The organism is Vibrio sp. 1727, assembly GCF_033344415.1.
GTDB lineage: Bacteria > Pseudomonadota > Gammaproteobacteria > Enterobacterales > Vibrionaceae > Vibrio > Vibrio alginolyticus.
In genome coordinates this window covers 1-25,214 of the sequence record NZ_JAWPOT010000020.1, presented here as the reverse complement: position 1 = coordinate 25,214, position 25,214 = coordinate 1, and the positions used below count along the sequence as shown (strand labels likewise).

The following is a 25,214-nucleotide window of genomic DNA, read 5'->3' as shown; positions in this document are numbered from 1 at the left end:
TATTTATTGAATAGGAATGAGGAAATTGATGCTCTCAATACGCTGCTATCGCACCGAGGATGCCCCAACACTGTGGGCACTCTTTTACCATACTGTGCGAATCATTAATCGTCGTGATTATACGGAATCACAAGTTTCCGCTTGGGCACCATCAGATTTTGACCTCGATGTGTGGCAACGCAAAATGGACGATATTCAACCCTACGTCGCGGAGATAGAAGGGCAGGTCGTTGGCTATTGTGATTTGCAAGGTGACGGCTTGATTGATCATTTTTTTTGCCATCATGAATACCAAGGACAAGGTGTTGGTCGTGATTTGATGTCTTTTCTTTTTTCACAGGCGAAAGTACAGGGGATAAAACGACTGTATTCTGAAGTGAGTATTACCGCCCGACCTTTTTACGAGAAAATGGGTTTCACAGTTAAGTCTCGACAACGTGTTGAGGTTAGGGGAGAAACCTTAACTAACTTTATGATGGAAAAGTATATTTAACTTAAATAGTGAGCATTTAGTGAGCTTGAACACAGATATAAAATGTTTTCCAATGTGAAAACGAGTTCATTGATCTCGCACCAACGTTTTGTTTGAAAACAGTGTACATAATCTTCTCTGGAACGCCATTACCGCATTTCGTCTCTGAAGGCTTAAAAAACAGTCTGAAAGTTTTGGTTTTGCGGCGGGTAATAGCGTTCCAAACGCCAAATGTGTCTGGCTAACCATCTCAGGAAGAGAAGTAGTACTATGCGCCCTTATCTCAAATACGTTGTTCCAACATTGATACCATTGCTTGTTTGGTTGATGCCTCTCTCTGCGTTCCCATTTGATGGCATTACTATCGTCCAGCAAAGAGTGATTGCAATCTTCTTGCTTGCCGCACTTTGCTGGGTATTCGAGCCAATTCCAATCTACGCCACTTCGGTTGTGATCATTGTCCTAGAGCTATTGCTTGTATCAAATAAAGGTATTGTGCTCTTTCGTTTGCAAGAAGGGCAGCCACATTTTGGTGAGCTATTACAATATAACGAGATAATGGCGACCTTCGCTAGTCCGATTATCATGCTCTTCCTCGGCGGTTTCTTTTTGGCTATGGCGGCGACAAAGTACAGGTTAGATGTCAACTTAGCCCGAGTGTTACTCAAACCATTTGGACAAAAACCAAAGTTCGTTATGCTGGGGTTGATGCTGATCACAGCTGTTTTTTCCATGTTTATGTCAAACACCGCAACAACAGCGATGATGTTGTCCATTTTAACCCCTGTGATAGCAGTTTTCGGGCCTAAAGACCCAGGTCGAATTGCATTCGCTTTGTGTATTCCTGTTGCGGCCAACATTGGTGGCATTGGTACTCCAATCGGCACGCCACCGAATGCCATCGCCCTAAAATATTTGGTTGGTGACAACTTAATTACGTTTGGTGAATGGATGGTATTTGGTGTGCCATTCGTTATTGTGATGATGGCGTTAGCCTGGTTTCTGATTGGCTTTTTATATAAAGCCGAACAAACCACCATCGATCTGAACATTAAAAGCAAGTTTTTGAAAACACCCAAAGCAATAATGGTTTACGTCACCTTTGCCGGCACGATTATTCTTTGGTTGATGGGTTCTGCACATGGAATGAATTCTTACACAGTAGCATTAATTCCGGTCGCAGTGTTCTCATTGACGGGCATCATCAACAAAGAAGACTTGAAGAAAATCTCTTGGGATGTGCTTTGGTTGGTGTCAGGCGGTATTGCTCTGGGCCTTGCTCTAGATAAAACCGGGCTTGGGAAGCTGGTGGTACACAGCATTCCGTTTGATCAGTTCTCGCCATATGTTGTCTTGTTTGGTGCGGCTTTCTTGTGCTTGTTAATGGCAAACTTTATGTCGCATACAGCCACCGCAAACTTGCTGATGCCGATTATGGCTGCGTTAGGTACTTCTATGGCTTCGCTAACGCCTCTCGGCGGTGAAGTTACTCTGATCTTAGTCGTGACATTTGCTGCTTCACTCGGTATGTCGTTACCAATCAGTACGCCACCAAACGCGTTAGCTCATGCAACAGGGCATGTCGAGAGCGGCCAAATGGCTCGTATCGGTGCCGTGCTAGGCGTGATTGGCGTATTACTCAGTTTTGTGATGGTGTGGATTTTACATACTGTTGGGCATATTGGATAACCCATGTACGAAACGAAGTTAGACGCGTTAGTACAACGCTACTTTAATCACCTTGAACGCCGATTAACGGTTTTATCCGGGTCGGTGCTTATTGAGCAAGCTGGCTACAACGATCGCTTGTACTATGTGCTGTCGGGAGAACTGGCGGGGTATTACGCGGAAGATGACAAGAAACCGATTCAGGTATTTTCTGCGTCTCAAGGTGCGTTTATTGGCGTACATAGTTTCTTTTCTGGTACGTGGACTGCCTCTTCGACAGTGATTGCTCAAACCGATGTTGAATTGGCTTGGATACAGCGTGATACGCCCGCCGTGGAAGAGGCGACATACGGACCATTGACGACACAATTTATGCCTGTGATGGTTAACGAATTATCTCGTCGTCAACGGCGCGCAATGCAAGAGGCATTGGCTAAAGAAAAAGCACTACAAAAGCTTCATACCGCAGAGCAAATGACAACGTTGGGGCAGCTTGCAGCGGGTATTGCTCATGAGTTGAACAATGCGATAGGCGTGGTAAGCAGTAAATCAGAACGGCTAGAGACAGTTATCATGGAGCTGCTTGAAGAAGTTCATCCGGAAGCGAGTCAATTTTTTGATTTTGGTTTAATGCAAGGGCAGAAAGTCTCTTCTTGCGAAGCGAGAAAGCGGGGGCGCCACTTCGAAAAATACTACGGTTTAACCAAGGAGATTGCTCGTGATCTTGCACGCGCCGTTCCAAACAACTTCCTTTCAGAACATTGGCTAAAAAGACCAGAAGAAGCGATACGATTCTGGCAAATGGGGCGAGATCTTCATGACTTACGCATCGCCTCTAAACATACCGTTGGCATTGTGCGATCCGTAAAACAATTGGGGCGCACGGATATCGACTTGGATGAAGCGATTAACATCAATGATTCAATCAATCGCGCCTTAGCTCTATTGCAAAGTGACTTAAGACGAGTGAGTGTTCGTTTTAGCCCTGCGGATTTACCTGCTTTTATTGGTTCTCAAACCGAACTCGTCCAAGTTTGGGTAAATATCTTAAAGAATGCGTGCGATGCACTTGGTGAAACGGAGAAACCCGGTATCGAAATACATACTCGGGAGAGTAAGGGTAAAATTTTGGTCACGATTGCTAACAACGGACCAGAAATTGATGAAGCGACACGTAGAAAAATTTTCCGGCCAAACTTCACCACTAAAAAGGGGGGATTGTCGTTTGGTTTAGGGTTAGGTCTGTCGATTGTGAAGCGCATTATCGCCGGATATAACGGCTCTATTGTAGTGAAGAGCGACAGTGAAAAAACGATTTTTAGAATCAAGTTACCAGTAGAGGGTGAACATGGAGAAGCTTAATGTAATTTGCGTTGATGACCAACGAGAGGTACTAAGCGCGGTTCTACAAGATTTAGAGCCGTTAAATCAGTGGTTGAATATCGAAGACTGCGAATCAGCAGGTGAGGCTCTAGAACTGATGGATGAATTTGATGCAGAAGGCGAGATGATCGCATTGATTATTTCCGATCATGTGATGCCAGGTAAAACGGGAGTAGATCTGCTGACCGATGTATCAAAAGACGGTCGTTTTGGCTTTACGAGGAAAGTGCTTCTTACCGGGCAAGCGACGCACACCGATACGATTAATGCGATCAACTCCGCAGGCATTGACCGCTACTTTGAAAAACCATGGCAAGCAAGCCAATTAATAGAGTGCGTTAGAAACCTGGTGACCCAATATATCTTTGATGTGGGCTTAGATTACACTCAGTATCACGAACATTTAGATCAGAGTGTGGTGTTTGAACGCCTACGTTAATAGGGGGCATTAAGCTTTGTTTTCGTCACGGCCAGTTAGTGTCTGAAATCTATAGTGAATAGTTCAGCATGTTTAACGTGGCCGTGCGGAATATTGCTCTAGTATGCTTAACTCAACGAATAGCGGCTTGCACTGGCAACAGAAAGTGGCTTAGAGAACCAATAACCTTGCAGATAATCGACGCCCATTTCGGTAAAAAATTCACACATTTTGGCGTCTTCAATTCCCTCAATCACTACTTCAATATTATTTTCCTGGCACATAGTGATAAGAAACTTCAGATATTCTTGTGAAGAGCGGTTGGTTAGTGTTTTCCACGCCATCGACCTATCAATTTTGATTTGTGTCATCGGGAGGTCGAAGAAGCTATTTAATGAACTGTAACCAGATCCAAAGTCATCCAGAGAGAGTGCAAATCCTAGTTCCCTGAGGGTATTCAGAGGGGCAATGGCTGTCTGATTATTATCCAAAATAAACGTTTCTGTTAGTTCCAACACAATAGACTCAGGATCGACACCAACCTCATCCGCCATGGCTTTAATTCGCGCAGGGAATTCACTATTCATTAACTGGAGTACAGAAACATTCACGTTGACACGAACTTGGTTTTGGTAACGCTCACGGTAGTTTTTGATAAATTCACACGCTTTGGCAAAGACTTGATATCCGAGTTCGACAATCAAACCTTTGTTTTCTGCGACGGGGATGAATTCGTCTGGATAAATTTCGCCAAACTCTTTGCTACGCCAGCGAACCAGAGATTCGAAGCTCACTACTTTTGAGCTTTTGGCGTCAATAATTGGCTGAAACTTAACGCTTAATGTCTGTTTTTCAAGTGCACTTTTTAGACCTTGCTCAATAAAGAAATAACGGTCTACGGCATGCTGAGTTTTCTCACTGTAAACCGCAACACGGTCTTTATTCTGCTCGCTTGCGTACTGACAAGTTCGTGCTGCTTTACGTAATATTTCCTCTGCTGAGTGACTTGGATCTATGCAAGGATACAAACCAATACTAATGTTACTTCCTAAGTATTGGCCCTCTTCAATCACTGCCTCGTGGTAGGTTTCCTTTAAACTTTCGGCATAACTTTGCAGCGTTTCTACCGAGCATTCATCGTGAATCAAAATCGCAAAGTCATCATCATGTACGCGATATACAGAACTATTTGGAGAAGGTAGGTGACTGAGAGTTTGTAGCAATTTTTCCACTAACCCATCGACCAACTCGCTGCCATATTGATTTAAGTAAGATTTAATCTCTTCTATCTGAATGTAACAGATAGATGCACAAGAATCAGTGGCTCGCACACTATCTTCAATATCCAGCAAGAGATGGGCGCGATTAGCCATACCTGACGCATTGTCATGAAATGCGACTTGATGAATGTAGCTTTCCATCAGCTTGCGTTCAGAAATATCACGGTGGCTACCAACCATATAATGACCATGTTCTGTTTCTTTGGTCATGGCTACGCCTTCAATCCAGACGTACTGTCCATTGGGTTTACGCACGCGGTAGGTCGTTGTGACCCTCGTGTTGTTGGTAATGATGTGAGCATCGACCCGAGTGGAGAGTCTTTCTCGATCGAGAGGGTGAACAAGGTCTAACCATTGCTCTAAGCTGATTCGACCAGCGTTGATACCAAGCTGCTCATAAAAGCCCTTGTTATAAAATACCATGGTGCCAAACTCATCCATGTAAAAGAGGCCTTCGTTAAATACATCGAAGATATGAATGAATCGTTCTTCGACGATTTTTAGGAACTCTCGGTCACTATCTGAGACTTGTTGGTCAAATATGGTGGTCAAGATATTTCCTCCTCGAGCCTTTTAGCATCAGAGATGAGTGTTGGGGTTGATAACATAGAGTGGATCTGCTGGCGTACATTACAATCACAAAAGTGTCAGTTCAAATTGTTTGGCTATCATTTTATGCGCTACTAGGTTAATAACATACTAAGATTAGGCGGCTAATCATCGACATTTATAAAAAATAGTCAACAGTAAAAATCATTTATAAAATACAGTTATTGATGCCGTCCGCAATCTATAAATATTTATGAATAATTATCCTAAAGTTATTTTCAGTTGTGTCGGTATCAATGTGCTGTTTTCTAACGTCATTTGTATATATGCTATCTTGGATAAAACCATAATAACAAAAAGGACTTAATGAGCGCGACCGATTATTAATTGACAGGATGCTCATTAATTGTAATCAATTCAAATTTATTATCACGCCAAGTAATCAAATCTCTTATAATGCGGACGTTAATATCGAGTAAGCCTTCTTTATATGCAGTACGATCCGAAAAATTCAATCAAAATTGCGCTCGCTGATATCGGCGTTGGTATGTTTGTCACCGCGATAGAGCACAACAAGCGCGTCAATTTAGCCAATGCGGGGCGAATATCTAGCCCTGAAGGCATTAAGAAGCTTGCTACAAGTGGCGTAAAGTATGTTTGGGTAGATCAAACATTATCTTCGCAGCAGTGTGTCTTCAAGCCTGTAGATGAATCAACTGATGCCACTAAAGAGACGAGAGAGCAGAAACACTCAGATTTTAAGAGGGGTCAACGAACTTATCGTTCGAGAGACATCCAACACAAGCGAGCCAAAAAGCTGATCGCCGAAGCAAAAGATTTGGCGCAGAAACTATTGAATCAAACTTTTGAAGGAAAAATCATTGAAGTTGATGAAGTAGAAGCTTGGGCTGACGATGTCATTGAAAGTGTTTTGATTGACTCAGATGCGTTGCAGTGTGTCTCTGCACTCCGAAAAAAAGACTCTTATTTATTGGAACACTCCGTCAATGTCGCTTGTCTTTTAGTGTCATTCGGTAAGTACTTGGGCTTGGATAAGCCAACGCTAAAACAGCTTGCTGTAGGTGGCATTATTCATGATGTAGGTAAAATTAAAGTCGATGATAAGATCTTGCACAAGCCAGCGAAGCTAACGCCTGAAGAATTTGAACATATGAAGCTACATCAAGTGTTCGCAGGTGAGATTATCCTTCACGTAAAAGGACTTAGTGACGTAAGCCGTGATGTTTGTTTGATGCACCACGAGAAGTTAGATGGCAATGGTTATCCTAGAGGCTTGAAGGGGGAGGAGATTCCAATTCACGGCCGTATGAGCTGTATTGTAGATATCTACGATGCGCTAACGGCTGATCGCTGTTACAAAAAAGGCATGAGTTCTGCGGAAGCGTTTAAAATCTTGTTGAGTCTAACGCCATTTCATTTAGACGCCGACTTAGTTTACAAATTCATTAATTGCATTGGGATGTATCCCGTAGGCTCCATTGTCGAGTTGAACGATGGGCGTGTTGGTATTGTTTGGTCTTCAAATGAATCTCAAGCATTAAAGCCAGAAGTGAAATGTTTTTACTCCCGCAAGTATAAACGATACATTGATGTCACGATGGTGGATTTAAAAACGAGTGCGTACAAAATTGAAAGAGCGATCGCGCCTTCATCGTTAGAGATCGATCCTAAGCCTTTTTATGATTAAGAGAAATAGATAAGCTTATACAACAGGCTTTACATCCTTGCATGTAGATCGTATTTTATTTGCATAACTATCTATTAATTTTTTCTAAGTTATTTAGATGCAAGATGGTTATTAAGCCCTCGGCTTCATGGATAGAAACCGGGCGATAAAATAGTTCTACACAATGGGCTATAAACCTCATTTTGCTGGAAGGGATGCCAATGCAAATAGATACATGGATTTTTTACACTCTTGCCATTCTCGTGCTCACAGCTTCACCAGGACCAAGCTCACTGTTGTGTTTGAGTAAAGGAGTGAGTAGTGGGTTTCGTATTGCTTTCATGACTGCGCTTGGCAGTTTGTCTGCGATTACGATCATCCTTACGCTCTCATTTACCGGGCTGGGAGTTGTCATTGCTTCATCTGAGTTGGTTTTTAATATTATTAAATGGTGTGGTGCCGCTTATTTAATCTGGTTAGGTATTCAAGCGTTGCGCTCATCTCAGACAGATTTTAATAAAACGGCAACGACTCAAAGTTCCGCGACAGCGTTTAGCGCGTTCACTAGTGGTTTCATTGTTGGCGCTAGTAATCCCAAAGCGATAGTCTTTTTCACCGCTTTGTTTCCTCAATTCATAGAACCTTCCGCACCGCTACTGTCTCAATACGCGATTTTCGCGTCTACATTTGTGGTTTTTGAGCTTAGCTGGCTAACATTTTATGCATTGTTAGGGGTAAAAGCCTCCGATTGGTTGTTTGTCGCTGGAAGAGCGAAGTTGTTCAATCGTTTGACTGGTGGAGTATTTATTGGTGCAGGCGTGATGTTGTCGACGGCAAACCGATAAATAAGACAGACTTCGGTACGCAGTTAGGTTTTCCCATATAGTAAGTTGGAATGCGCTAATTTAGCTTTGTCTTATTTCCAGAATGGAAATAGACGTTTTGTTTATTTTCATTAGTGGCAACAGCCAAGCAGGAGTAAAATCACGTTACTCTTTAGGGGTAGAGCTCGTATTTTGTCTTGTGGGCTTGTGGTTACTTTGTAGGAATATCTTAGATGACAAGCCTTTCTAAACTACAACAACGTTTGCTAGATATCGCGACCGACGTCCGTCTTTCTCCAAAACAGAAGTCGAGTTTTTTAGCTTTAGAGGCGGAATCGTACATTCCTTATATGACCGTATCTCCATCACTGAGACAAGCAATGGATGAAGGCATCATCTGCGATATGTTTGAAGGTCATGCACCGTTTAAACCTCGCTATGTGTTGCCTGATTACGCTAAATTTCTATCGCAAGGCTCAGACTATTTAGAGTTGTCTCCGGCTGATGATTTCGATGATGCGCTGAATATGCTTACCATCATTTACCATCATGTTCCTTCGGTAACGAACATTCCGGTTTACTTAGGTCAGTTAGATGATGTCTTGTTGCCTTACATAGGCGACCTAACAGAGAGCCAGATTTACAAAAAGTTAAAACATTTTTGGATCATGCTGGATCGCACATTGCCAGATGCGTTTATGCATGTGAATGTCGGACCGACAGACAACATTATTTGTCGCACTGTTTTAAAAGTAGATGCGGAGCTCAAGCAGATCGCACCGAATCTCACCTTTATGTACGACGAGACAGTTACACCTGATGATTTACTTCGTCAAGCGACACAGAACATTTGTGAATGCAGTAAACCGCATATCGCCAATTACCCAATGCACGCGAAAGCCTACAACGGCTCACGCTTTGGTATTGTAAGTTGCTACAACTCGCTTCCATTAGCAGGTGGCTCGAACACATTGGTGCGAATGAATTTAAAAGAAGTTGCAAAACGAGCATCAGACTGTAACGACTTCTTAAACAGTGCGTTGCCTTCTTACCATCGATTAATGGTCGAGCTCATAAACGCAAGAAGCACGCACTTGCATGAAAAATCGAACTTCTTTCAAGGCTTTTTGACGCAAGAAGGGTTGATAAAAGAGTCCTATTTCGCGCCAATGTATGGCGTTTACGGCATGGCCGAAGCGGTAAACCTTCTATTTGAAAAAGAAGGGCAAATAGGGCGATACGGAAAAAATGATCGAGCAAATACTTTTGCTCATGATGTTTCAGCAACACTGGCTAAACTGGTGGACTCAACCCCGGTGAAATATGGTTTAGATGGCAAAGCGCTCTTACATGCACAAGGCGGCATTAGCTTAGATCATGATGTTACGCCAGGTGTACGTCTGCCTTATGGTGCAGAGCCAGACCCTGTCACTTATGTACAAGCAACGGCGAAGCATCATCAGTATTATCGTGCGGGTATCAGCGATATTTTGACGATTGATGAAACGGTGAAATCTAACCCAGAAGCGATGTTCAATTTATGTAAAGGGGCACTAAATGCTGGTTATCGTGAGTTTACCGCGAATGTCACTTCAAATGACTTAATTCGCGTGACAGGCTACATGATCAAACTTTCAGATGTCGCGAAACATGATAAAGAAGGTTCGAGAACCAACACGACGTTTCTAGGTGCAGAAGCAGCAAAAAATACCAAAATTTTAGAACGCTCGCCACGTGTGGTGAGCCATGAAGTAACACCGACTTACACGCAGGCATAAGTTCGGTTTAGGAAAGAACAAGATGTCTAGACGAAGTGGAAGCCTTTTGGCAAAAGTCACTCGTATCCTTCCTTTCTCTTGTGTTGATGGGCCAGGAAATCGTCTAGTCATCTTTCTACAGGGTTGTAACTATCAGTGTTTGAACTGCCACAATCCTCACACGATAAACCATTGTAATCATTGTGGTGAGTGTGTGAGTGAATGTTCAGCAGGCGCATTGAAGTTCGACGAAAACAACAACGTTGTTTGGCTTAAAGAGGAGTGCACCCACTGCGATCATTGTATAGAGATATGTCAGAACCAATCTAATCCAAAAATTACTGACTACTCTGTAGTAACAATGCTCGATTTGATACGCAAACATCGCTTTTTCATCAGTGGTGTTACTGTATCCGGTGGGGAATCTACCTTACAACTTCCTTTCATTATTGAGCTGTTTAAAGGGATAAAACAAGATCCTGAATTACGGCACCTCTCTTGTTTCATCGACAGTAACGGTTCTTTAGCGGTTGCTGGTTGGCAGCGTATTCTACCTTTTCTGGATGGCGCAATGATCGATTTGAAAGCGTGGCAGACGGAGACGCATCAGTGGCTAACTGGGCGTGATAATCATCGTGTATTTAAAACCCTTCAGTACCTTGTTGAGCACGAAAAATTGTACGAGGTCCGCTTACTGCATATTCCCCAAAAAAGTGATTTAGATATAGAAATCGTAGCAACTGGACGTTACTTGAGTACTCTTCCTGAATCGGTGCTTATCCGTTTAAATGCCTTTCAGCATCACGGAGTAGTGGGGGAGGCGTTAACTTGGGATATGTGCTCTCATCATGATATCGAACGCTTAAAATCAGAGCTTCGATGCTACGTGAGTAACCCTATCACAGTGCCGACAGTACTCACGTAGTACCGTTGTTTATCTATACTTACGCATCACAGGCATCTAACATGGCGCAGGCGTCGAGTAATTGTTGCTGTAACCATTTTAAAGCGGGATCGTTTAAGCTCGCTTTGTTCCAAACGAGGCTGTAGGCTACCTGTCCGTAATCGAATGGAAGAGCTTGTTCAACCAAACCTTTTGCTTGCATTGCCGCTCTTGCCCAAAGCTTGGAGCATGTGAACAAGTAATCCGAGTGCTGACACATCACCGCAGCTGAACCAAAGTCGGCTACACGCATGGCCAAGTTTCGCTTTGAATGCCTTTGGGTGAGATTTTGCTCAAAATAAGGTTGTGACAGATCTTTATCATGAATACCGATGTGTCTTGCACAAAGGTAACTTTCAACAGATAGGGGTTGCTCAGCGAGTGGGTTCGATGCTCTCATTAAGCAAACCATTTCGTCTTTCAAAATGGTTTTCCAGACCAAGTCTTTATTTTGTGTGGGTGGTTGGCTGAGATCGTGAGGAAGCAACAAAAAATCCACTTGACCTCTTGCTAATGCATCGAAGCTCATTTCCTCTTTCGCATGGACATTCAAGTGCGCGTGATTGCTCAGTTGTTGGGACAGATGCTGTAGAACTGGCGCAAAGAGCTCAAACGAACTTTCACGCATTGCTAATGAAAAACTACCTTGATAGTAAGCCGGATTAAAAGAGCCTTGATGTAATAACCCATTCATACTGGAGAGTATGCCATGGATTGATGGGCCTATATGCAGCGCAAATGCTGTCGGCACTAAGCGAGTGCCATCACGATAAAAAAGGTCATCCTTTAGCGTTTCGCGCAACTGTCCGAGCGTTTTACTGACGCTCGATGGTGTTACACACAAGCGTTCTGCCGCAAGTGTGACGCTGTGAGTGGTTAACAACATATGTAAAACAGTTAGATGTTTAAGGCTTATACGCGAAAGAGCAATGTAGTCCATAAATAGCATGGTTTCTTATGATTTTTGGCAGTATATCAGCATGAAACAAATTTTTACTATTGTTTATCTCGGAAACACGCCTGTTTCTCTTTGAGCTCAATGCATTTAATGGGTTGCATAAGGGTTGATGGTGCTTATAAGTCTAGAAATTTATCTTAGTTTTGTTGGACTTTAATGCTTTCATTTATTCAATTCTAAAGCTTCTATGTAATTTTAATCAATTTGGAGGAGTTGATTGATTTGTACACGAATTAAACTTGTTCCTTGTTAATTAAAATAGATATTGTTTTGTTGATTGTTTGGTGATTTACTCATGATCCCTCAGTAACAAAGGTATAAATAATTAATGGACGACCCCTTTAGTCGACAAAACCCTTCACCATATGTCTTCTTATTATTGGAGACATGCTCATGCTAGAACTTTTTATGCAACCAGAAGCTTGGGCTATTTTCGCCACTTTGTTTGCGCTTGAAGTTGTCTTAGGCGTTGATAACGTCGTTTTTATCTCTGTCTTATGTGAAAGACTGCCGCTGCACCAACGTAAGCTGGCAAGAAACCTTGGTATTGGTCTTGCTGTTATTGCTCGTATTGGTTTAGTGTTTTCAATTTCTTGGATCATGCAACTGACTCAACCGCTATTTTCTTTGGCGAACCATGCGTTTACCGGAAGAGACGTTATCATGATTGCGGGTGGTGCATTCCTCTTGGCTAAAAGCCTGAAAGAGTTGTGGAGTTGGTTAAATTACAACGAGTCGGCTCACTCAACTCACGCCCGTACTGGTTTAGCGGTAGTTCTGTTGCAGATTGTTGCCGTGGATGCTGTATTCTCGATGGACTCGGTGATAACCGCCGTTGGTTTGACAAGTGATGTCCCACTTATGGTCGCAGCGATTGTTTCTTCTGCTATCGTGATGGTCATGACAGCAGAAAAAATCAATAACCTGGTGTCGTGTTACCCTGGTTTTAAGACACTTGCCTTGTTATTCCTCGTTTTGTTAGGTGGTTTATTGATGGCAGAAGGCTTCGAAATTCATATCAACAAAGGTTATGTGTACTTTGCGATGGCATTCGGCTTAATTCTGGAACTTTGTCATATCCAGTTAAAAAACAAACAACGCCCGACTATTAAACGTCTTAGTCCGTTGCGAGTTCATCCAACCAGATTAGAAGCTCGTCAATAATAAAAGATATTGCCGCTCATATGAGCGGCATTTTTATATTCGTCATCACCTATTTTTACTCTCTTTTTATTTTGTTGTCGTTTCGACAAAAAATCGCATTTGTTGTGAGGTTGAAGATTTTTTATATAGACCGCCCAACTAATATGAGTGAACGACAATAATGGATAAAATGATCGATGCGTTAGCAACCCATGGCTACTACATCTGGGATGATTTTCTTTCTGAACAAGAAGTGGATCAATTGCGAGACTGCATTCCAAGTAACTGGAAAAAAGCGCGTATTGGTCGTAATGACGATGTGACTCGTATTGAGTCAATTCGAAGTGACAAAATTCAATGGTTATCACCCAATATGGGGTACGCGGTTACTTCTTACTTAGATAAGATGGAAGAAATACGCCAAGAAGTGAACCGTCACTTGTTTCTGGGGCTTTTTGAGTATGAAGCTCACTTTGCCAAGTACGAGGAAGGGGATTTCTACCAAAAGCATCTAGATTGTTTTAAAGGTAATGAAAACCGTCGATTGACAACCGTTTTTTACATGAACGAATCTTGGACGGAAAAGGATGCAGGTGAATTGGTGGTTTACGATCTAAATGATAATAAGATAGCAACCATCCCTCCTCAATCGGGACGCTTACTTTTATTCTTATCTGAGCAATTCCCGCATGAGGTTTTACCGACCAACGCAGAGCGGTTCAGCATTGCAGGTTGGTTCAGAATCAATGGTGTGCGAGACAATGTACTTGATATTGCAAAATGATTGGTTTGCAACCTGCACAAAATCAGAAAAGGGCGTAGATACGCCCTTTATCGATTAAACATTAGTTGATAGCTCGTAACACTCGGTCATGTTTCGCTCTAGCACTGCATAGACGTCAGAACAAAGTTCTTGTTTAGCGACTTGCTCGCCCATAATCGCGGCGATTTGTGCTTGAGCCATTCGTCCTCGGTAGGGACGGTCCTGAGACAGAGCTTGAAAAACATCGGCAACCGCGACAATACGCGATGGTACATCGAGTTCGTCTCCTGTTTTATGATAAGGATAGCCAGAACCGTCCAAACGCTCGTGATGATTAGAGGCCCACTCCGCTATTTTAGCGTTGGGAAACACTTTGTGTAATGCGAGCTGAGTATCAATTGTATGGCGTTTAATACGCGTATACTCTTGTTTATTAAGAGAGCCTTCTTTATGAAGAATCTCATCTGGTGTTTTTAACTTTCCGATATCATGCACCAACCCAGCAATAAATAACATCTCTTGGTCGTGCTCACAGAACCCAAGCTTGATGGCTAGATACCGAGATAACTCCGCCACTTTTTGCGAATGTTGATAAGTAAATGGGCTTTTTGCGTCAACAATTCGAGCGATAAACATGCCCAAACTATTCATATCTTGGATGGTGAGCTGTTTTTGAAGCCAATCAATGCTTTTAAAGTTTAATCCGATGGTTTCTATATTTTCAGACTCCATCGCGAACCAAAATGTGTCGGTCATAACGAGCTTAACCATTGCCTTAGCCATGTCTGGATTAAACAAAGTTCCAGCGTTTGCCATGATGCATTCTGCAATTAGTTCTTCATGAAGTGTGACAATGTCACAGTGGCAGTTCATGACGTATTTGGAACGCATAAAATCGAGACGATCGGCTAAATAGAGTAGGGCAGCGACCTCTTTTTCAAAAGGCGGTAAATCAAGATATTTTAGTTCACTCCAATGTGTATGGTGGTAAAGAACAGGTGTCGCAAACTGACGTAACAAACGACACTGCTTGAGGCTTCGGTATCCTCTTAAGCAATGTGTTTTTACATCTTGTGGCACCAACTCCTCAAGTAACATTTTATGTTCTTGTGTTTCGGAGACCCCACAATCGTGGATCATCCCTGCGAAGTAGCAAAACTCCGCTTTTTCTGGTTCCCAGTTCATGACCCGAGCACATTGGTAAGCGATGTAAGCGACACGATGGCTATGGTGCGTATCATCAACACCGACATAGTCGAGTGCTCGAGCAACCCAGATAAGTGCTTGTTTCAGATCGACTTCAAAGCCCATGTCCGTATGGGAATGGCAAGAATGATTCATGGTTTATACCGACATTGCTAATTAGCCCACGCTAAACCCAAATCAGAAGGTGATAGGAAAAATTGGGTACGACAGCGAATAGACCCCAAAAAGGTGGGCGTTTAGACATAGTTTTGATTATGGGCGGGATAATAATCCTAGTTGCATAATAATATCACCTGAAGCTCATGGTTAAGAGTCAGATATTTGAACTAAGTATAAGTTTTGAAAGATTATTGTTGCTCTTGTTGACTTATTTGAAAACGACAATAAATCATGATGTAACGCATTCTTATTTTTATTTTTGTAGATCGTGTTCGGGCTCAACCAGAGACACACGGTATTGATGTCTGATTAACAGAATTCATATTGTTGCTTTTGAAGGCAAAAAATAAGAAGACTTCTTCGAGGCTTGCTCTGTAACTAACAGAGTAATAGGGAAAGCAGCTTGTTAACTACATGACAATAGAGCGTCGTTGAAAACATTTTCTCTGTAGCTCATGTCGTTGAGGGAAGATAATAAAATGGTACGGTTTCCCAGCGATGCTAGCCCTTTTAGTGAGATAAGTTTATTGAAAATGTGTGATTGCAAAGTAAGCATAGGTAGTAAAAGTAGCTAGAATGATAGCTCTAAATGAAAAGGATTTCGTATGTTGAAGCATCGTTTATATCGGAGTTACACCGCTGGGTTAAAAATAGCAGCCCTTATCCTTCCTATGCCGAGACCAACCTTGTTTTCCGGCCCTGGTTCGATGAATGAGCTATTAGAATCGATGACCGAGCTGGGATTTAAACGCGTTTTGTTAGTTACCGACGAAGGGTTAGTCCAAGTCGGTATTGTAGATAAGGTGCTTGAGGCTGCAGCACAACTCGATTTACAGTTAGATGTTTTCTCGCAAGTTAAGCCCGATCCTACCTATGATCAGGTAGAGAGCGGTCTAGAGGCTTATCATCGTTTTCATTGTGAGGGCATATTAGCTTTGGGTGGCGGCTCTGCAATGGATTGTGCAAAAGTCATCGCTGCGAAAGTTACCAATAAACGGCCAATAAAAAAATTAGCTGGACTATTGAAGGTATGGCGAATGCCAGCGCCGCTTTTTGCTATTCCAACAACGGCTGGAACCGGAAGTGAAGTTACTATCGCTGCGGTCGTGTCAGATCCCTCCTCACACATTAAAACCCCTTTAATGGATCCAAAGTTGGTGCCACTAATGGCAGCTTTAGATGCGAATTTAATGATTGGTTTACCTCCTAAGATCACGGCTGATACTGGCGTTGATGCATTAACCCATGCTATTGAGGCCTATGTATCGAAAAACGCTACTCAAGAAACGATGGCTTATTCGGTTGCCGCTATTAAACTCATTTTTAAATATCTTCCTAGGGCTGTGATGCAAGGGGATGATGTCGAAGCTCGTCATAAAATGGCTATGGCATCCTATTACGCGGGTTTAGCATTTACCAAAGCGAGTTTGGGTTATGTTCATGCCTTTGCTCACACATTCGGTGCGAGATATGGAATACCTCATGGTATGGCAAACGGATTAGCCTTGTTGCCTGTGCTGCGCTTTTCATTATCAGAGATTGAGCCTCAACTAAGAAAGCTCGATGAGTTGACGGCCGAGGGGCAGTTAGGTAACGCAAGTGCTCAGCATTTTTTGGCGAATCTGGAGTCCTTGTTTTCAACTATTGATATTGAGCAAACCAGTGCGCTCATTCAACGTGAAGATGCTGATGCGCTTGTTGATTTAATTCTGAAAGAGGCGCACTGGAATTACCCTGTTCCCAAGTTCATGAACAGGGAAGAATGCACACAGTTATTGTTAAATATCAGCAAGGCGTAAATTATAGTTTACATGTGTGGTTTTTTATCCTTACACTTTGCTTGATCTTCTGCTAAAGATCCTACAATATCGACGGCAATACAAATATGGTGTTGGTTTCGGTCCGCCGTTGCCCGATCTAATACTGATAATTTCTAATAAAGTGTAAAGATTAATATACAATGAGTCGTTCTAAAGTATTCGGTAGTACGCTAATTATTGCGGGCACTACAATAGGCGCTGGTATGCTAGCGCTTCCACTTGCCTCTGCCGGCATTGGTTTTTCAACTTCAATTATCATCATGCTAGGTTTATGGGCTCTGATGGCTTTCACTGCCTTGCTTATGCTTGAGCTTCATCAACATGCGGAGAGTAGTGCTACACTTCATACTTTGGCGAAACAGATCCTAGGTCTAAAAGGCAAGTGGGTGGCAAGTTTTGCGATGTTGTTTCTTTTCTACTCATTATGTGCAGCGTATATCGCTGGCGGTGGTGCTCAGTTCGGAGACCGCCTTGCACAATGGTTTGACCTCGATATTTCAGGGCCTACATCAACGATAATCTTTACCTTGATTGTGACTTTAGTTGTGACAGTGGGTACCGGTACGGTCGATAAAGTAAACCGAGTTCTGTTCGCGATGAAGCTCATTGCGATGGTTGCGGTGCTTTCTTTTCTTGCTCCAAACGTTACGGAATCTTACTTGTTAAGTATGCCAATCGAACAAGGCCTTGTTGTAGCAGCGATTCCGGTGATCTTTACTTCGTTTGGTTTCCACGGAAGTATACCTGCAGTTGTGAATTACTTAGACGGTGACACTTCTTCTTTACGCAAAGCCGTTATTATTGGTTCGACGATTCCACTCGTTATTTATATCTTTTGGCAAATCGTGACGTTGGGTGTGGTTAGCCAAAGTACGCTTGTTGAGAACGGAGGGTTGAGCGCACTGATTGGTCAACTATCTCAGACAGTACACCAATCAAATTTGGGTAGCATTGTTGGTGTGTTTGCTGACTTGGCATTGTTGACATCGTTCCTTGGCGTGAGTTTGGGTCTATTCGAATTTTTGGGTGATACCATCAAAGGAAGTAACGATAAGCCTAATCGTTTGATTGCGGCACTAGTGACGTTTACTCCACCGCTAGGCTTCGCACTTTTCTATCCTCAAGGCTTTATTATGGCTTTGGGCTATGCAGCGATTGCCTTAGCGATTTTAGCCATCTTTTTGCCTTTGGTTATGGTGATCAAGGTTCGTAAATCGGATGATTTTACTGGGGAGTACCGCGTCGCTGGTGGTCAAGGTGCGCTAGTGATAACGGGCATTGCTGGCACTGGTATCGTATTAGCTCAGGTGTTAATTACGCTAGGTGTGCTTCCTGCTCTAGGCTAGTTGTTTAGAACGTTCTTTGAATAACCTCTAGTTACTGAATCCATCGTAATCAATCAGTATTGTTAGGCCAACGAGTTTTGCTCGTTGGCTTTTTTAATCTGGATCAAATTACCGTAAGATATCCGGTGAAAAAATTGGTAGAAATGTGCTTTTATTTCGTACACTTAAGTTGTGGTATATCGATAATTTAAGTGGAGAAAACCGCTCAAAATACCATTGAATTTGCAACACAATGAGCTTTTCTTGTTTCTCTGCTTTGGTGTGGAGGTGAAGCATGGCGCACCGGAGTTTTTACCTGTTTGCAAAACCGCTTAACGAGCAACTGCAAACGCTAAAAGGCAGGATGCAGGCGCACTTGCCATGTATTGATAGGGTGTCATTTGCAAAATATCACCCAGACCAAGATGTGCTCAAATCATTTGCAGAAAGTGAGTTTGACACTTGGTGTTTAGCCCATCACGAATCAGCATTCCGTAAACTCCACCACCTCAATATTGCCTCTAAAAACGCGGTTCCTCGTATCGTCGAAGACCTTCATGATATTAATCACTGTCCTCGGGTTCAAATTTTACTCAAACACGGATATCAGTCGTCGGCTGCTATTCCTTGTTATGACAATAAAGCTTTTACTGGTTTTGTATTTTTGAACTCCACTCAACGTGATGCGTTTAGTTTAGAAGCGCTGAATGGTCTTAAACCTTATTTCGAAATGATTCGATTTGCGGTTGAATCAGAGACTCAAGTAGTCAATGCGATAGAAACGCTAGCGAACCGAATGCAATGTATGATGCCAGGCTATTCACCTGAGTATTACGCGCATACCAAACGCATGAAGTACTACAGTCAAATTATCGCAACGCAGTTAGCGGATCGTTATCACCTGAATGACGAAATGGTCGAAGATATTGGTATTTTTGCTCAGTTCCATGCGCTCGGTGATAGTCAGCTGCCAGTTGAAATTGCTAGCCGCCGAACAAATTACTCTCAAGAACAAGAGGCGATATTGATTCAACATATTGAGCGTTGTATCGATTCAGCGGATGACATAGTTGCCCGTATCGGAAATCCGGTTCACCCGAGTGTGACTTTGTTTTTGCAGATGGTTACTTATCAGTACGAAAACTTAAATGGCATTGGTTATCCTTATGGTTTAACCAATGATGATATACCAATCGCCGCGCAAATTACGGCTGTCGCAAATGCCTTTGATTTTATGACGACGCACCATCCGTATAGACAAGCGTGGTCCATCCCATACGCATTGTTAGAACTTGAAAAATGGGTATATCAGGGATGGTTATCTCGAGAATGTGTTGATGCTCTGCGAGAGCATCAAGGTTATATAAAGCAAATCATCCACAAATATCCCGAGCACTATACAGGCTTGGGGTTAATGTGAAGAGCAGTAACAAAGTTGAAATGTTGACGAGGAGGAATATTTAAACAATACTGTTTTTATATACAGTAATAAGTTTGGAGGTGAAGTATGTTGTGGGAAACCCTTGAAAGAGTAAACCGCTTACGCCAACAAGCACTTGCAAATCCTGAGTTTGTTGAGTCAGCAAAAGAGCACGAACAAGCACTTCAGGAGCAAGAATACCATTATCAAACTAAGAAAAAGCGTTCAGCCAAAGACAAACAAGGTAAAAAGTCGCTGGCCGATATCTATAAAGAAGTAGAGTTTGGCGCTGACGCTCGTCATTAATGTATTCACTGCGGCATTTTTCATTTCTTCATACGCTGCAGTATTCGTTCAAATTTATGCGAGAGCAGTGGGAGACCGCTGCTCTCGTTGACCTGCCTATAATTTACTAATGAAGTTCAGCAGAGCAAATTATCACTAACACTTAGCAATTCTCTCAATGATCTTGTTGATGTAATGATAATGACAACGGTTTGCATTTGTATCTTTGTTGTTATATAAAACCTCCCTTATTAATCGTTCTGTTGAATAAGAACGGCAAACGTGATCAACGAATGAGAGCTCTGAATAACTGTTATTCGTAAATGGCTATTAGGTGAAGTAGGGATGTTGGAAGCTAAAGCACTCCAGTTTGAGATTGAAGGCAAGTCATTGCTAAAAGCGTTTGATGTGACATTTGAACCCGGAAAAACATACGCTCTTGTTGGACACAATGGTTCAGGAAAATCCACATTGTTAAAGTTGCTGGCACAGCAACAGCCATACACCGCTGGTGACGTGGTTCTGCATGGAACGAGCATTAACGATCTCTCAGCGAAAAAATTCGCCCAACACATTGCCTACTTGCCTCAGCATCTTCCAGTGACCGACAGTATTTTAGGTCGAGATTTAGTCGGTTTTGGTCGTTATCCATGGCATGGTTTACTTGGACGTTTGAGTAAGAAAGATCACGACATTGTTGAAGAAGCAATGGCGATGACAGGCACACTAAAATACGCAGATCGCTTAGTGGACACGTTATCTGGAGGAGAGCGTCAACGTGTGTGGCTAGCTATGCTGTTAGCCCAAAAAACCGAGTATTTGCTTCTTGATGAGCCTTTGTCTGCGCTAGATATCAGCCATCAAGTCGATATGTTGAAGCTTATCTCTAAACTCAGTCAAGAACTGGGCTTGGGCGTTATTATCGTATTACACGACATCAACTTGGCTGCACGATTTTGCGACTACATCGTTGCATTACATCAAGGTGATTTGATTGCACAAGGCAATGTTGAACAGGTGTTTACTGAACCTAAGTTGAGGGACATATATGGGATAGAGATGATGATCTATGACCACCCTGCGGGTTACCCGGTGGCGATGCCAAGCTAAAGGTTGGAATAATGAGCAGTACAAACACTCGACTTAAACATTTCTCTTTCGCTCTCTCACTTAGTGCGCTTTTGGTCAGTTCTTTTCAAGCACTAGCTGACGCATCACCTCGGGTGATGTCGGTTGATTGGACACAAACTGAAACGATGTTGGCTTTAGGGGTCGTACCTGTAGGCGTTGCTCAAGGGCAAGATTACGATGCTTGGGTAAAATCGCCACCGTTACCACCTCAAACGAAGGATGTAGGGTTAAGAACTCAACCCAATATAGAGCGCATTTACGAGCTCAGACCTGAGCGTATTTTTATTGCCCCGTACTTCTCCTCAATGAAGCATCGCTTAGTTGATATCGCCCCGGTTACCACCATTGACTTATATGAAAGCGGGATTACGGATTGGTCGGTACTTACCAGTTTCACTCGGAGGTTTGGTGAAGAGCTGGGAAGAGAGGCGGAAGCAGAGGCGCTTATCCAACAATATGAAAAACGTTTGTCTTTATTAAAACAGCGTATAAATAAAGGCCAGCCGCCACTTCTAATGATTCAGTTTATGGATACAAAGCACGTACGTGTTTTTGGTCAAAATAGTCTTTACTCCCAGGCTATCGAAAAGATTGGGCTGAGTAATGCATGGAATGAAAAGACGAATAGCTGGGGCTTCAGCCTAGTTGGCATCGACAAGTTAGCTGGCATAAAAGCTCAAATCGTTATCGTAGAGCCATTACCTTATGGTGGAGCGGAGCAGCTCTCTCAAGACCCATTTTGGCAATATGTTGTTCAACAATCTGGTGAAAAGGTCATGCAAGTCGCGCCCGTTTGGAGTTTTGGTTCTATGCCTTCAGCCCTCCGTTTCGCAGAGTTAGTTACGGCGAGTAAGGTCGAGGAGTTAACACAATGAAAACGATGCCTTTAAGCTTTGTGGTGTTACTTTCGGCATTTACCTTTTCTATTGGTGCTTTCCAATTGTACCAAGTAAGCTCATTTTCGTTGGCTCTAATCAGTTTATGGGAGCCTAACTTTCAATCTATCGATTCTGTTTTACTTCACTTTAGCTGGTGGCCTCGAGTCTTCACCACGATTATATCTGGTGCTGGATTAGCGGTTGCTGGGGTATTGATGCAGCAAGTGCTGCGTAACCCTCTCGCTTCACCCACGACACTTGGTGTGGCGAGCGGTTCAAGTTTTGCTTTGATGTTAGCTACGCTATTCGCACCTTGGATGTTGGATATCGCGCCTAATTTGGTTGCTCTCATCGGCGGTGTGATATCGATGGGGTTGGTGATGCTGTTGTCATGGCGACGAGCGTTATCTCCAACGGTTGTCGTCGTTTCTGGGTTAGTGATAAACCTGTACTTTGCATCATTAAGTACGGTTATTCTGATGATGAATACCGAAAAGCTGAATGGGTTAATGATATGGGGAGCGGGTTCGCTTGTTCAGAGTGGATGGGGAGATTTCTCGTATCTTGCCCCTCGAATCGCACTTGCTACGATCATTGCATTTGTGATTGCAAAGCCGTTAAGTCTGTTGGAACTCTCCGAGCAAGGTGCCAAGAGTTTAGGTGTCTCGTTAGCTAAGTTGCGTTTTGTCTGTCTTGGGCTTGCGGTGTTAATCACTTCTTGGGTGGTTTCTGCGGTAGGAATCATCGGTTTCATCGGGTTAGCGGCGCCAGCGATTACTCGATTGATAGGTATCAATAAAATCCAGCATAAGCTTTGGGTATCAATGCTGATTGGTGCCATGTTATTGACTTTAACCGATTTGGTTATTCAGCAACTGCCAGGGCTAATGGCGAGTTTTATACCAACGGGAGCTGCAACCGCTGCACTGGGCGCTCCGCTACTGTTATGGCTGTTACCTCGCTTATCACAAAAGACGCAGGGCCATACTCAAACAGTGTTAACTCGACATCGTGAACATGTTTACAAGCTAAACCCTAAAGCGATCTCATTGGCGTTGATCGGCACGTTAATTTCTGTTGTTCTTTTTGCCACGGTTGCTGTGCAAAATGAAGGGTGGGCAAACTTATTTGCTAGCCAAAATTGGATTTTTTTGGAGTGGCGCGCACCTAGATTATTTGCAGCAGCAATTGCGGGGGCAATGTTAGCGATTGCTGGAACCATGATTCAACGCCTAAGTGGAAACCCAATGGCAAGTCCTGAAGTGATCGGTATCAGTTCAGGGACAGCAATGGGATTGATCATCGCGATGTTTACTGGGTTTGGTTCGTCAATTTTCACTCTTTCTCTAGGCGGGCTCGTAGGTGCATTAGCGACGGTATTAGTCATTGTGCTGCTAAACCGTAAGTCAGGCTTTCAGCCGGAGCGTATTTTGTTGACTGGTATTGCGATAACCGCACTGATGAATGCAATACAGAGCTTTATTCTAGCCACTGGTGACCCAAGAAGTTATCAAGCATTGGCTTGGTTGTCTGGGTCTACCTACTATGTCTCGGTTGAAACGTTACTCCCATTGTCTTTATCTGCGCTTGTCTTTATAGGGTTGAGTTTTCTCTGCGTAAGATGGCTAGATATTCTTCCTGTCGGTGCCGCTTCCTCTAAAGCACTTGGAATTCGAGTTGATCGTTCACGCGCAATACTGCTTCTTTTAGTTGCTTGTCTCACGGTCAGTGCGACATTGGTTGTTGGCCCGATTAGCTTTGTTGGGTTGTTGGCTCCGCATTTAGCTCGCTTATTTGGTTTTAACAAAGCGTCACAACACATGTTATGCGCCGCGATACTGGGGGCAGGGGTGATGTTGTTGGCTGATTGGTTGGGACGACAGGTCCTTTACCCGCAAGAAATACCAACAGGGCTTATGGCGTCTCTCATTGGCGGTTTGTATTTAATGTGGGGTTTACGCCGCTTATAGAGATGAGCTAAGCCTCAACCAAGAAAGTACTTATACAAATAAGCACTCGTAGTGGCATTCGGAACCTATGCGAGTGCTTTATGCAAAACCTCTGGTTTGTCTTTTACGGAAACAACTGGCGATGCCGTAACTCGCTTTTCTTTCAGCGGTCGCTGAATTCACGAAGGGTTGGTTTGGCTGCCGACAAAAAGGAGAAGAATATGACTCGGCAGTTTATGCTGACACCAACGTCAATGGCGATTGTATTAGCTTTATCAACGCCAAATGTCTTGGCTCAGGAAGATGAAAATATAGTTGTGATTGGACAGCAGCAAGACAGTGCAGTTGGTCCTGATTTTAGTTATCTTGGAGCGAAGAGTCGGGCAGCGACAAAAACTGATATTGCCATCAATGAGACTCCAAGAGCGGTGTCTGTTGTTACGCGAGAGCAAATGGATGATCGTGCCTCTATTAGCGTTTCTGACGCGCTACAGTACACACCAAGCATTCAAACTAACTATTTTGGCGAAGATAACAAGCAAGATTGGTTTATTATTCGTGGTTTTAAACAGGCGAACAGCGGGTTGTATCAAGATGGTACCCGTTTATATTCTTCTGGCTTCTATAGTTGGCAAATAGATCCGTTTGCGTTAGAGAGGGTTGAAGTTTTACGTGGTGCAGCGTCTGTTCTTTATGGGCAAAACCCTCCAGGTGGGGTTATCAATGTTGTCAGTAAGCGACCTCAATTTGATGGGGGGTCAGGACTTGTATCTTTGGAGTACGGTTCTGAAGACCGTAAACAACTTTCTCTTGACGTAAACTCTGAGGTGAGTGAGCAGCTAGCTTTTCGCTTTCAAGGGTTAGCGAGAAAAAATGGGACGAGAATTAGTGGTGTAGAAGCAGAGCGCATTCTTCTCTCTCCATCGATGACGTACAAATTTAATGAGACGTCTGAAATTACCTTTCTAACGAGCTATCAAAAAGACGACTCAGATCCTTATCTGCAATTTTTGCCAGTTGAAGGAACGTTAACGCCAAACAAAAATGGAAAGATCAGTGATAGTTTAGCGATAGGCAATCCTAACTGGGAGACGTTTGAGCGTGAGCAGGTGTCTTTAGGGGCTTTGTTGCTTAATTCGGTGAGAAGACATGGTAGCCCCATGTTGATCAGTTCTTAAACAACATACCGAGTTTCA

At 43.1% G+C, this 25,214-nt stretch carries 20 protein-coding genes and 1 pseudogene; 18 read left to right on the top strand and 3 right to left on the bottom strand.

The window, feature by feature from the left end:
* The first annotated feature begins 28 nt into the window (after positions 1-28).
* The 4 genes from R8O10_RS18175 (at position 29) to R8O10_RS18160 (ending at position 3,962) form a co-directional block, all read left to right on the top strand.
* Entirely contained in the window at positions 29-493 is a 465-nt protein-coding gene (locus R8O10_RS18175) for a GNAT family N-acetyltransferase (RefSeq protein WP_017820619.1), read from the top strand.
* Positions 494-742: 249 nt separating this feature from the next.
* Positions 743-2,161: an SLC13 family permease gene (locus R8O10_RS18170; RefSeq protein WP_318191609.1), complete on the top strand. Its 1,419-nt coding sequence runs from the start codon at positions 743-745 to the stop codon at positions 2,159-2,161.
* A gap of 3 nt (positions 2,162-2,164) precedes the next feature.
* The gene (locus R8O10_RS18165) at positions 2,165-3,502 is read left to right on the top strand and encodes a sensor histidine kinase (protein ID WP_258497828.1); all 1,338 of its coding nucleotides are present in this window, start codon (positions 2,165-2,167) and stop codon (positions 3,500-3,502) included.
* Positions 3,489-3,962: a response regulator gene (locus R8O10_RS18160; RefSeq protein ID WP_318191608.1), complete on the top strand. Its 474-nt coding sequence runs from the start codon at positions 3,489-3,491 to the stop codon at positions 3,960-3,962. The genes R8O10_RS18165 and R8O10_RS18160 overlap by 14 nt, the downstream gene beginning before the upstream one ends.
* 107 nt (positions 3,963-4,069) lie before the next feature.
* Here R8O10_RS18160 and R8O10_RS18155 read toward each other — a convergent pair whose 3' ends face one another.
* Complete coding sequence (locus tag R8O10_RS18155) at positions 4,070-5,773, bottom strand: putative bifunctional diguanylate cyclase/phosphodiesterase (protein WP_005377743.1); 1,704 nt, start codon at positions 5,771-5,773, stop codon at positions 4,070-4,072.
* A 487-nt stretch (positions 5,774-6,260) separates the two neighbouring features.
* On the opposite strand from R8O10_RS18155, the gene R8O10_RS18150 reads away from it, so the two are divergent.
* The 4 genes from R8O10_RS18150 (at position 6,261) to R8O10_RS18135 (ending at position 10,963) form a co-directional block, all read left to right on the top strand.
* Positions 6,261-7,478, top strand: a complete 1,218-nt coding sequence (locus R8O10_RS18150) for an HD-GYP domain-containing protein (protein ID WP_025766705.1) — start codon at positions 6,261-6,263, stop codon at positions 7,476-7,478.
* 200 nt (positions 7,479-7,678) lie between these two features.
* A complete protein-coding gene (locus tag R8O10_RS18145; protein WP_025766704.1) occupies positions 7,679-8,302 on the top strand; it encodes a LysE family translocator in 624 nt (207 codons plus the stop codon).
* A gap of 212 nt (positions 8,303-8,514) precedes the next feature.
* A complete protein-coding gene (locus tag R8O10_RS18140; RefSeq protein WP_053307064.1) occupies positions 8,515-10,059 on the top strand; it encodes a YjjI family glycine radical enzyme in 1,545 nt (514 codons plus the stop codon).
* Positions 10,060-10,081: 22 nt separating this feature from the next.
* Positions 10,082-10,963 carry a YjjW family glycine radical enzyme activase gene (locus R8O10_RS18135; RefSeq protein WP_318191607.1) on the top strand — a complete coding sequence of 294 codons (882 nt, stop codon included), beginning with the start codon at positions 10,082-10,084 and terminating at the stop codon, positions 10,961-10,963.
* Positions 10,964-10,982: 19 nt separating this feature from the next.
* Here R8O10_RS18135 and R8O10_RS18130 read toward each other — a convergent pair whose 3' ends face one another.
* On the bottom strand, positions 10,983-11,921 hold the full coding sequence (locus R8O10_RS18130; RefSeq protein ID WP_005377737.1) for a LysR family transcriptional regulator: 939 nt from the start codon (positions 11,919-11,921) through the stop codon (positions 10,983-10,985).
* Positions 11,922-12,332: 411 nt separating this feature from the next.
* Here R8O10_RS18130 and R8O10_RS18125 point away from each other — a divergent pair, with 411 nt between their 5' ends.
* Positions 12,333-13,103 (top strand): TerC family protein, encoded by a 771-nt coding sequence (locus tag R8O10_RS18125; RefSeq protein ID WP_085569856.1) that lies wholly within the window; start codon positions 12,333-12,335, stop codon positions 13,101-13,103.
* Positions 13,104-13,263: 160 nt separating this feature from the next.
* Positions 13,264-13,866 (top strand): 2OG-Fe(II) oxygenase, encoded by a 603-nt coding sequence (locus R8O10_RS18120; protein ID WP_054574119.1) that lies wholly within the window; start codon positions 13,264-13,266, stop codon positions 13,864-13,866.
* A gap of 54 nt (positions 13,867-13,920) precedes the next feature.
* Here the strand turns inward: R8O10_RS18120 and R8O10_RS18115 are convergent, their stop codons facing one another.
* Positions 13,921-15,186 (bottom strand): HD domain-containing phosphohydrolase, encoded by a 1,266-nt coding sequence (locus R8O10_RS18115; RefSeq protein ID WP_318191606.1) that lies wholly within the window; start codon positions 15,184-15,186, stop codon positions 13,921-13,923.
* 629 nt (positions 15,187-15,815) lie between these two features.
* Here R8O10_RS18115 and R8O10_RS18110 point away from each other — a divergent pair.
* The 8 genes and pseudogenes from R8O10_RS18110 to R8O10_RS18075 all read left to right on the top strand — a co-directional run.
* On the top strand, positions 15,816-17,009 hold the full coding sequence (locus R8O10_RS18110) for an iron-containing alcohol dehydrogenase (protein WP_062730625.1): 1,194 nt from the start codon (positions 15,816-15,818) through the stop codon (positions 17,007-17,009).
* 161 nt (positions 17,010-17,170) lie between these two features.
* On the top strand, positions 17,171-18,376 hold the full coding sequence (locus tag R8O10_RS18105; RefSeq protein WP_318191605.1) for an aromatic amino acid transport family protein: 1,206 nt from the start codon (positions 17,171-17,173) through the stop codon (positions 18,374-18,376).
* Positions 18,377-18,650: 274 nt separating this feature from the next.
* A complete protein-coding gene (locus R8O10_RS18100) occupies positions 18,651-19,775 on the top strand; it encodes an HD-GYP domain-containing protein (RefSeq protein ID WP_318191604.1) in 1,125 nt (374 codons plus the stop codon).
* Positions 19,776-19,862: 87 nt separating this feature from the next.
* Positions 19,863-20,081, top strand: coding sequence for a hypothetical protein (locus R8O10_RS18095; RefSeq protein WP_005377723.1), 219 nt, complete (start codon positions 19,863-19,865; stop codon positions 20,079-20,081).
* 324 nt (positions 20,082-20,405) lie between these two features.
* On the top strand, positions 20,406-21,170 hold the full coding sequence (locus tag R8O10_RS18090) for an ABC transporter ATP-binding protein (RefSeq protein WP_318191603.1): 765 nt from the start codon (positions 20,406-20,408) through the stop codon (positions 21,168-21,170).
* A gap of 11 nt (positions 21,171-21,181) precedes the next feature.
* Positions 21,182-22,066: an ABC transporter substrate-binding protein gene (locus R8O10_RS18085; RefSeq protein WP_318191602.1), complete on the top strand. Its 885-nt coding sequence runs from the start codon at positions 21,182-21,184 to the stop codon at positions 22,064-22,066.
* Positions 22,063-24,039, top strand: coding sequence for a Fe(3+)-hydroxamate ABC transporter permease FhuB (fhuB, locus tag R8O10_RS18080; RefSeq protein ID WP_054576913.1), 1,977 nt, complete (start codon positions 22,063-22,065; stop codon positions 24,037-24,039). Before R8O10_RS18085 ends, fhuB begins: the two co-directional genes overlap by 4 nt.
* Before the next feature lie 200 nt (positions 24,040-24,239).
* Positions 24,240-25,139, top strand: a pseudogene (locus tag R8O10_RS18075) (TonB-dependent siderophore receptor); the annotation flags it as partial.
* Positions 25,140-25,214: the final 75 nt, after the last annotated feature.

Bases quoted from the DNA above. Each gene is read 5' to 3' on its own strand.
- R8O10_RS18175 (WP_017820619.1), top strand. From the start codon at position 29: ATGCTCTCAATACGCTGCTATCGCACCGAGGATGCCCCAACACTGTGG.
- R8O10_RS18170 (WP_318191609.1), top strand. From the start codon at position 743: ATGCGCCCTTATCTCAAATACGTTGTTCCAACATTGATACCATTGCTT.
- R8O10_RS18165 (WP_258497828.1), top strand. From the start codon at position 2,165: ATGTACGAAACGAAGTTAGACGCGTTAGTACAACGCTACTTTAATCAC.
- R8O10_RS18160 (WP_318191608.1), top strand. From the start codon at position 3,489: ATGGAGAAGCTTAATGTAATTTGCGTTGATGACCAACGAGAGGTACTA.
- R8O10_RS18150 (WP_025766705.1), top strand. From the start codon at position 6,261: ATGCAGTACGATCCGAAAAATTCAATCAAAATTGCGCTCGCTGATATC.
- R8O10_RS18145 (WP_025766704.1), top strand. From the start codon at position 7,679: ATGCAAATAGATACATGGATTTTTTACACTCTTGCCATTCTCGTGCTC.
- R8O10_RS18140 (WP_053307064.1), top strand. From the start codon at position 8,515: ATGACAAGCCTTTCTAAACTACAACAACGTTTGCTAGATATCGCGACC.
- R8O10_RS18135 (WP_318191607.1), top strand. From the start codon at position 10,082: ATGTCTAGACGAAGTGGAAGCCTTTTGGCAAAAGTCACTCGTATCCTT.
- R8O10_RS18130 (WP_005377737.1), bottom strand. From the start codon at position 11,921: ATGGACTACATTGCTCTTTCGCGTATAAGCCTTAAACATCTAACTGTT.
- R8O10_RS18125 (WP_085569856.1), top strand. From the start codon at position 12,333: ATGCTAGAACTTTTTATGCAACCAGAAGCTTGGGCTATTTTCGCCACT.
- R8O10_RS18120 (WP_054574119.1), top strand. From the start codon at position 13,264: ATGGATAAAATGATCGATGCGTTAGCAACCCATGGCTACTACATCTGG.
- R8O10_RS18115 (WP_318191606.1), bottom strand. From the start codon at position 15,186: ATGAATCATTCTTGCCATTCCCATACGGACATGGGCTTTGAAGTCGAT.
- R8O10_RS18110 (WP_062730625.1), top strand. From the start codon at position 15,816: ATGTTGAAGCATCGTTTATATCGGAGTTACACCGCTGGGTTAAAAATA.
- R8O10_RS18105 (WP_318191605.1), top strand. From the start codon at position 17,171: ATGAGTCGTTCTAAAGTATTCGGTAGTACGCTAATTATTGCGGGCACT.
- R8O10_RS18100 (WP_318191604.1), top strand. From the start codon at position 18,651: ATGGCGCACCGGAGTTTTTACCTGTTTGCAAAACCGCTTAACGAGCAA.
- R8O10_RS18095 (WP_005377723.1), top strand. From the start codon at position 19,863: ATGTTGTGGGAAACCCTTGAAAGAGTAAACCGCTTACGCCAACAAGCA.
- R8O10_RS18090 (WP_318191603.1), top strand. From the start codon at position 20,406: ATGTTGGAAGCTAAAGCACTCCAGTTTGAGATTGAAGGCAAGTCATTG.
- R8O10_RS18085 (WP_318191602.1), top strand. From the start codon at position 21,182: ATGAGCAGTACAAACACTCGACTTAAACATTTCTCTTTCGCTCTCTCA.
- fhuB (WP_054576913.1), top strand. From the start codon at position 22,063: ATGAAAACGATGCCTTTAAGCTTTGTGGTGTTACTTTCGGCATTTACC.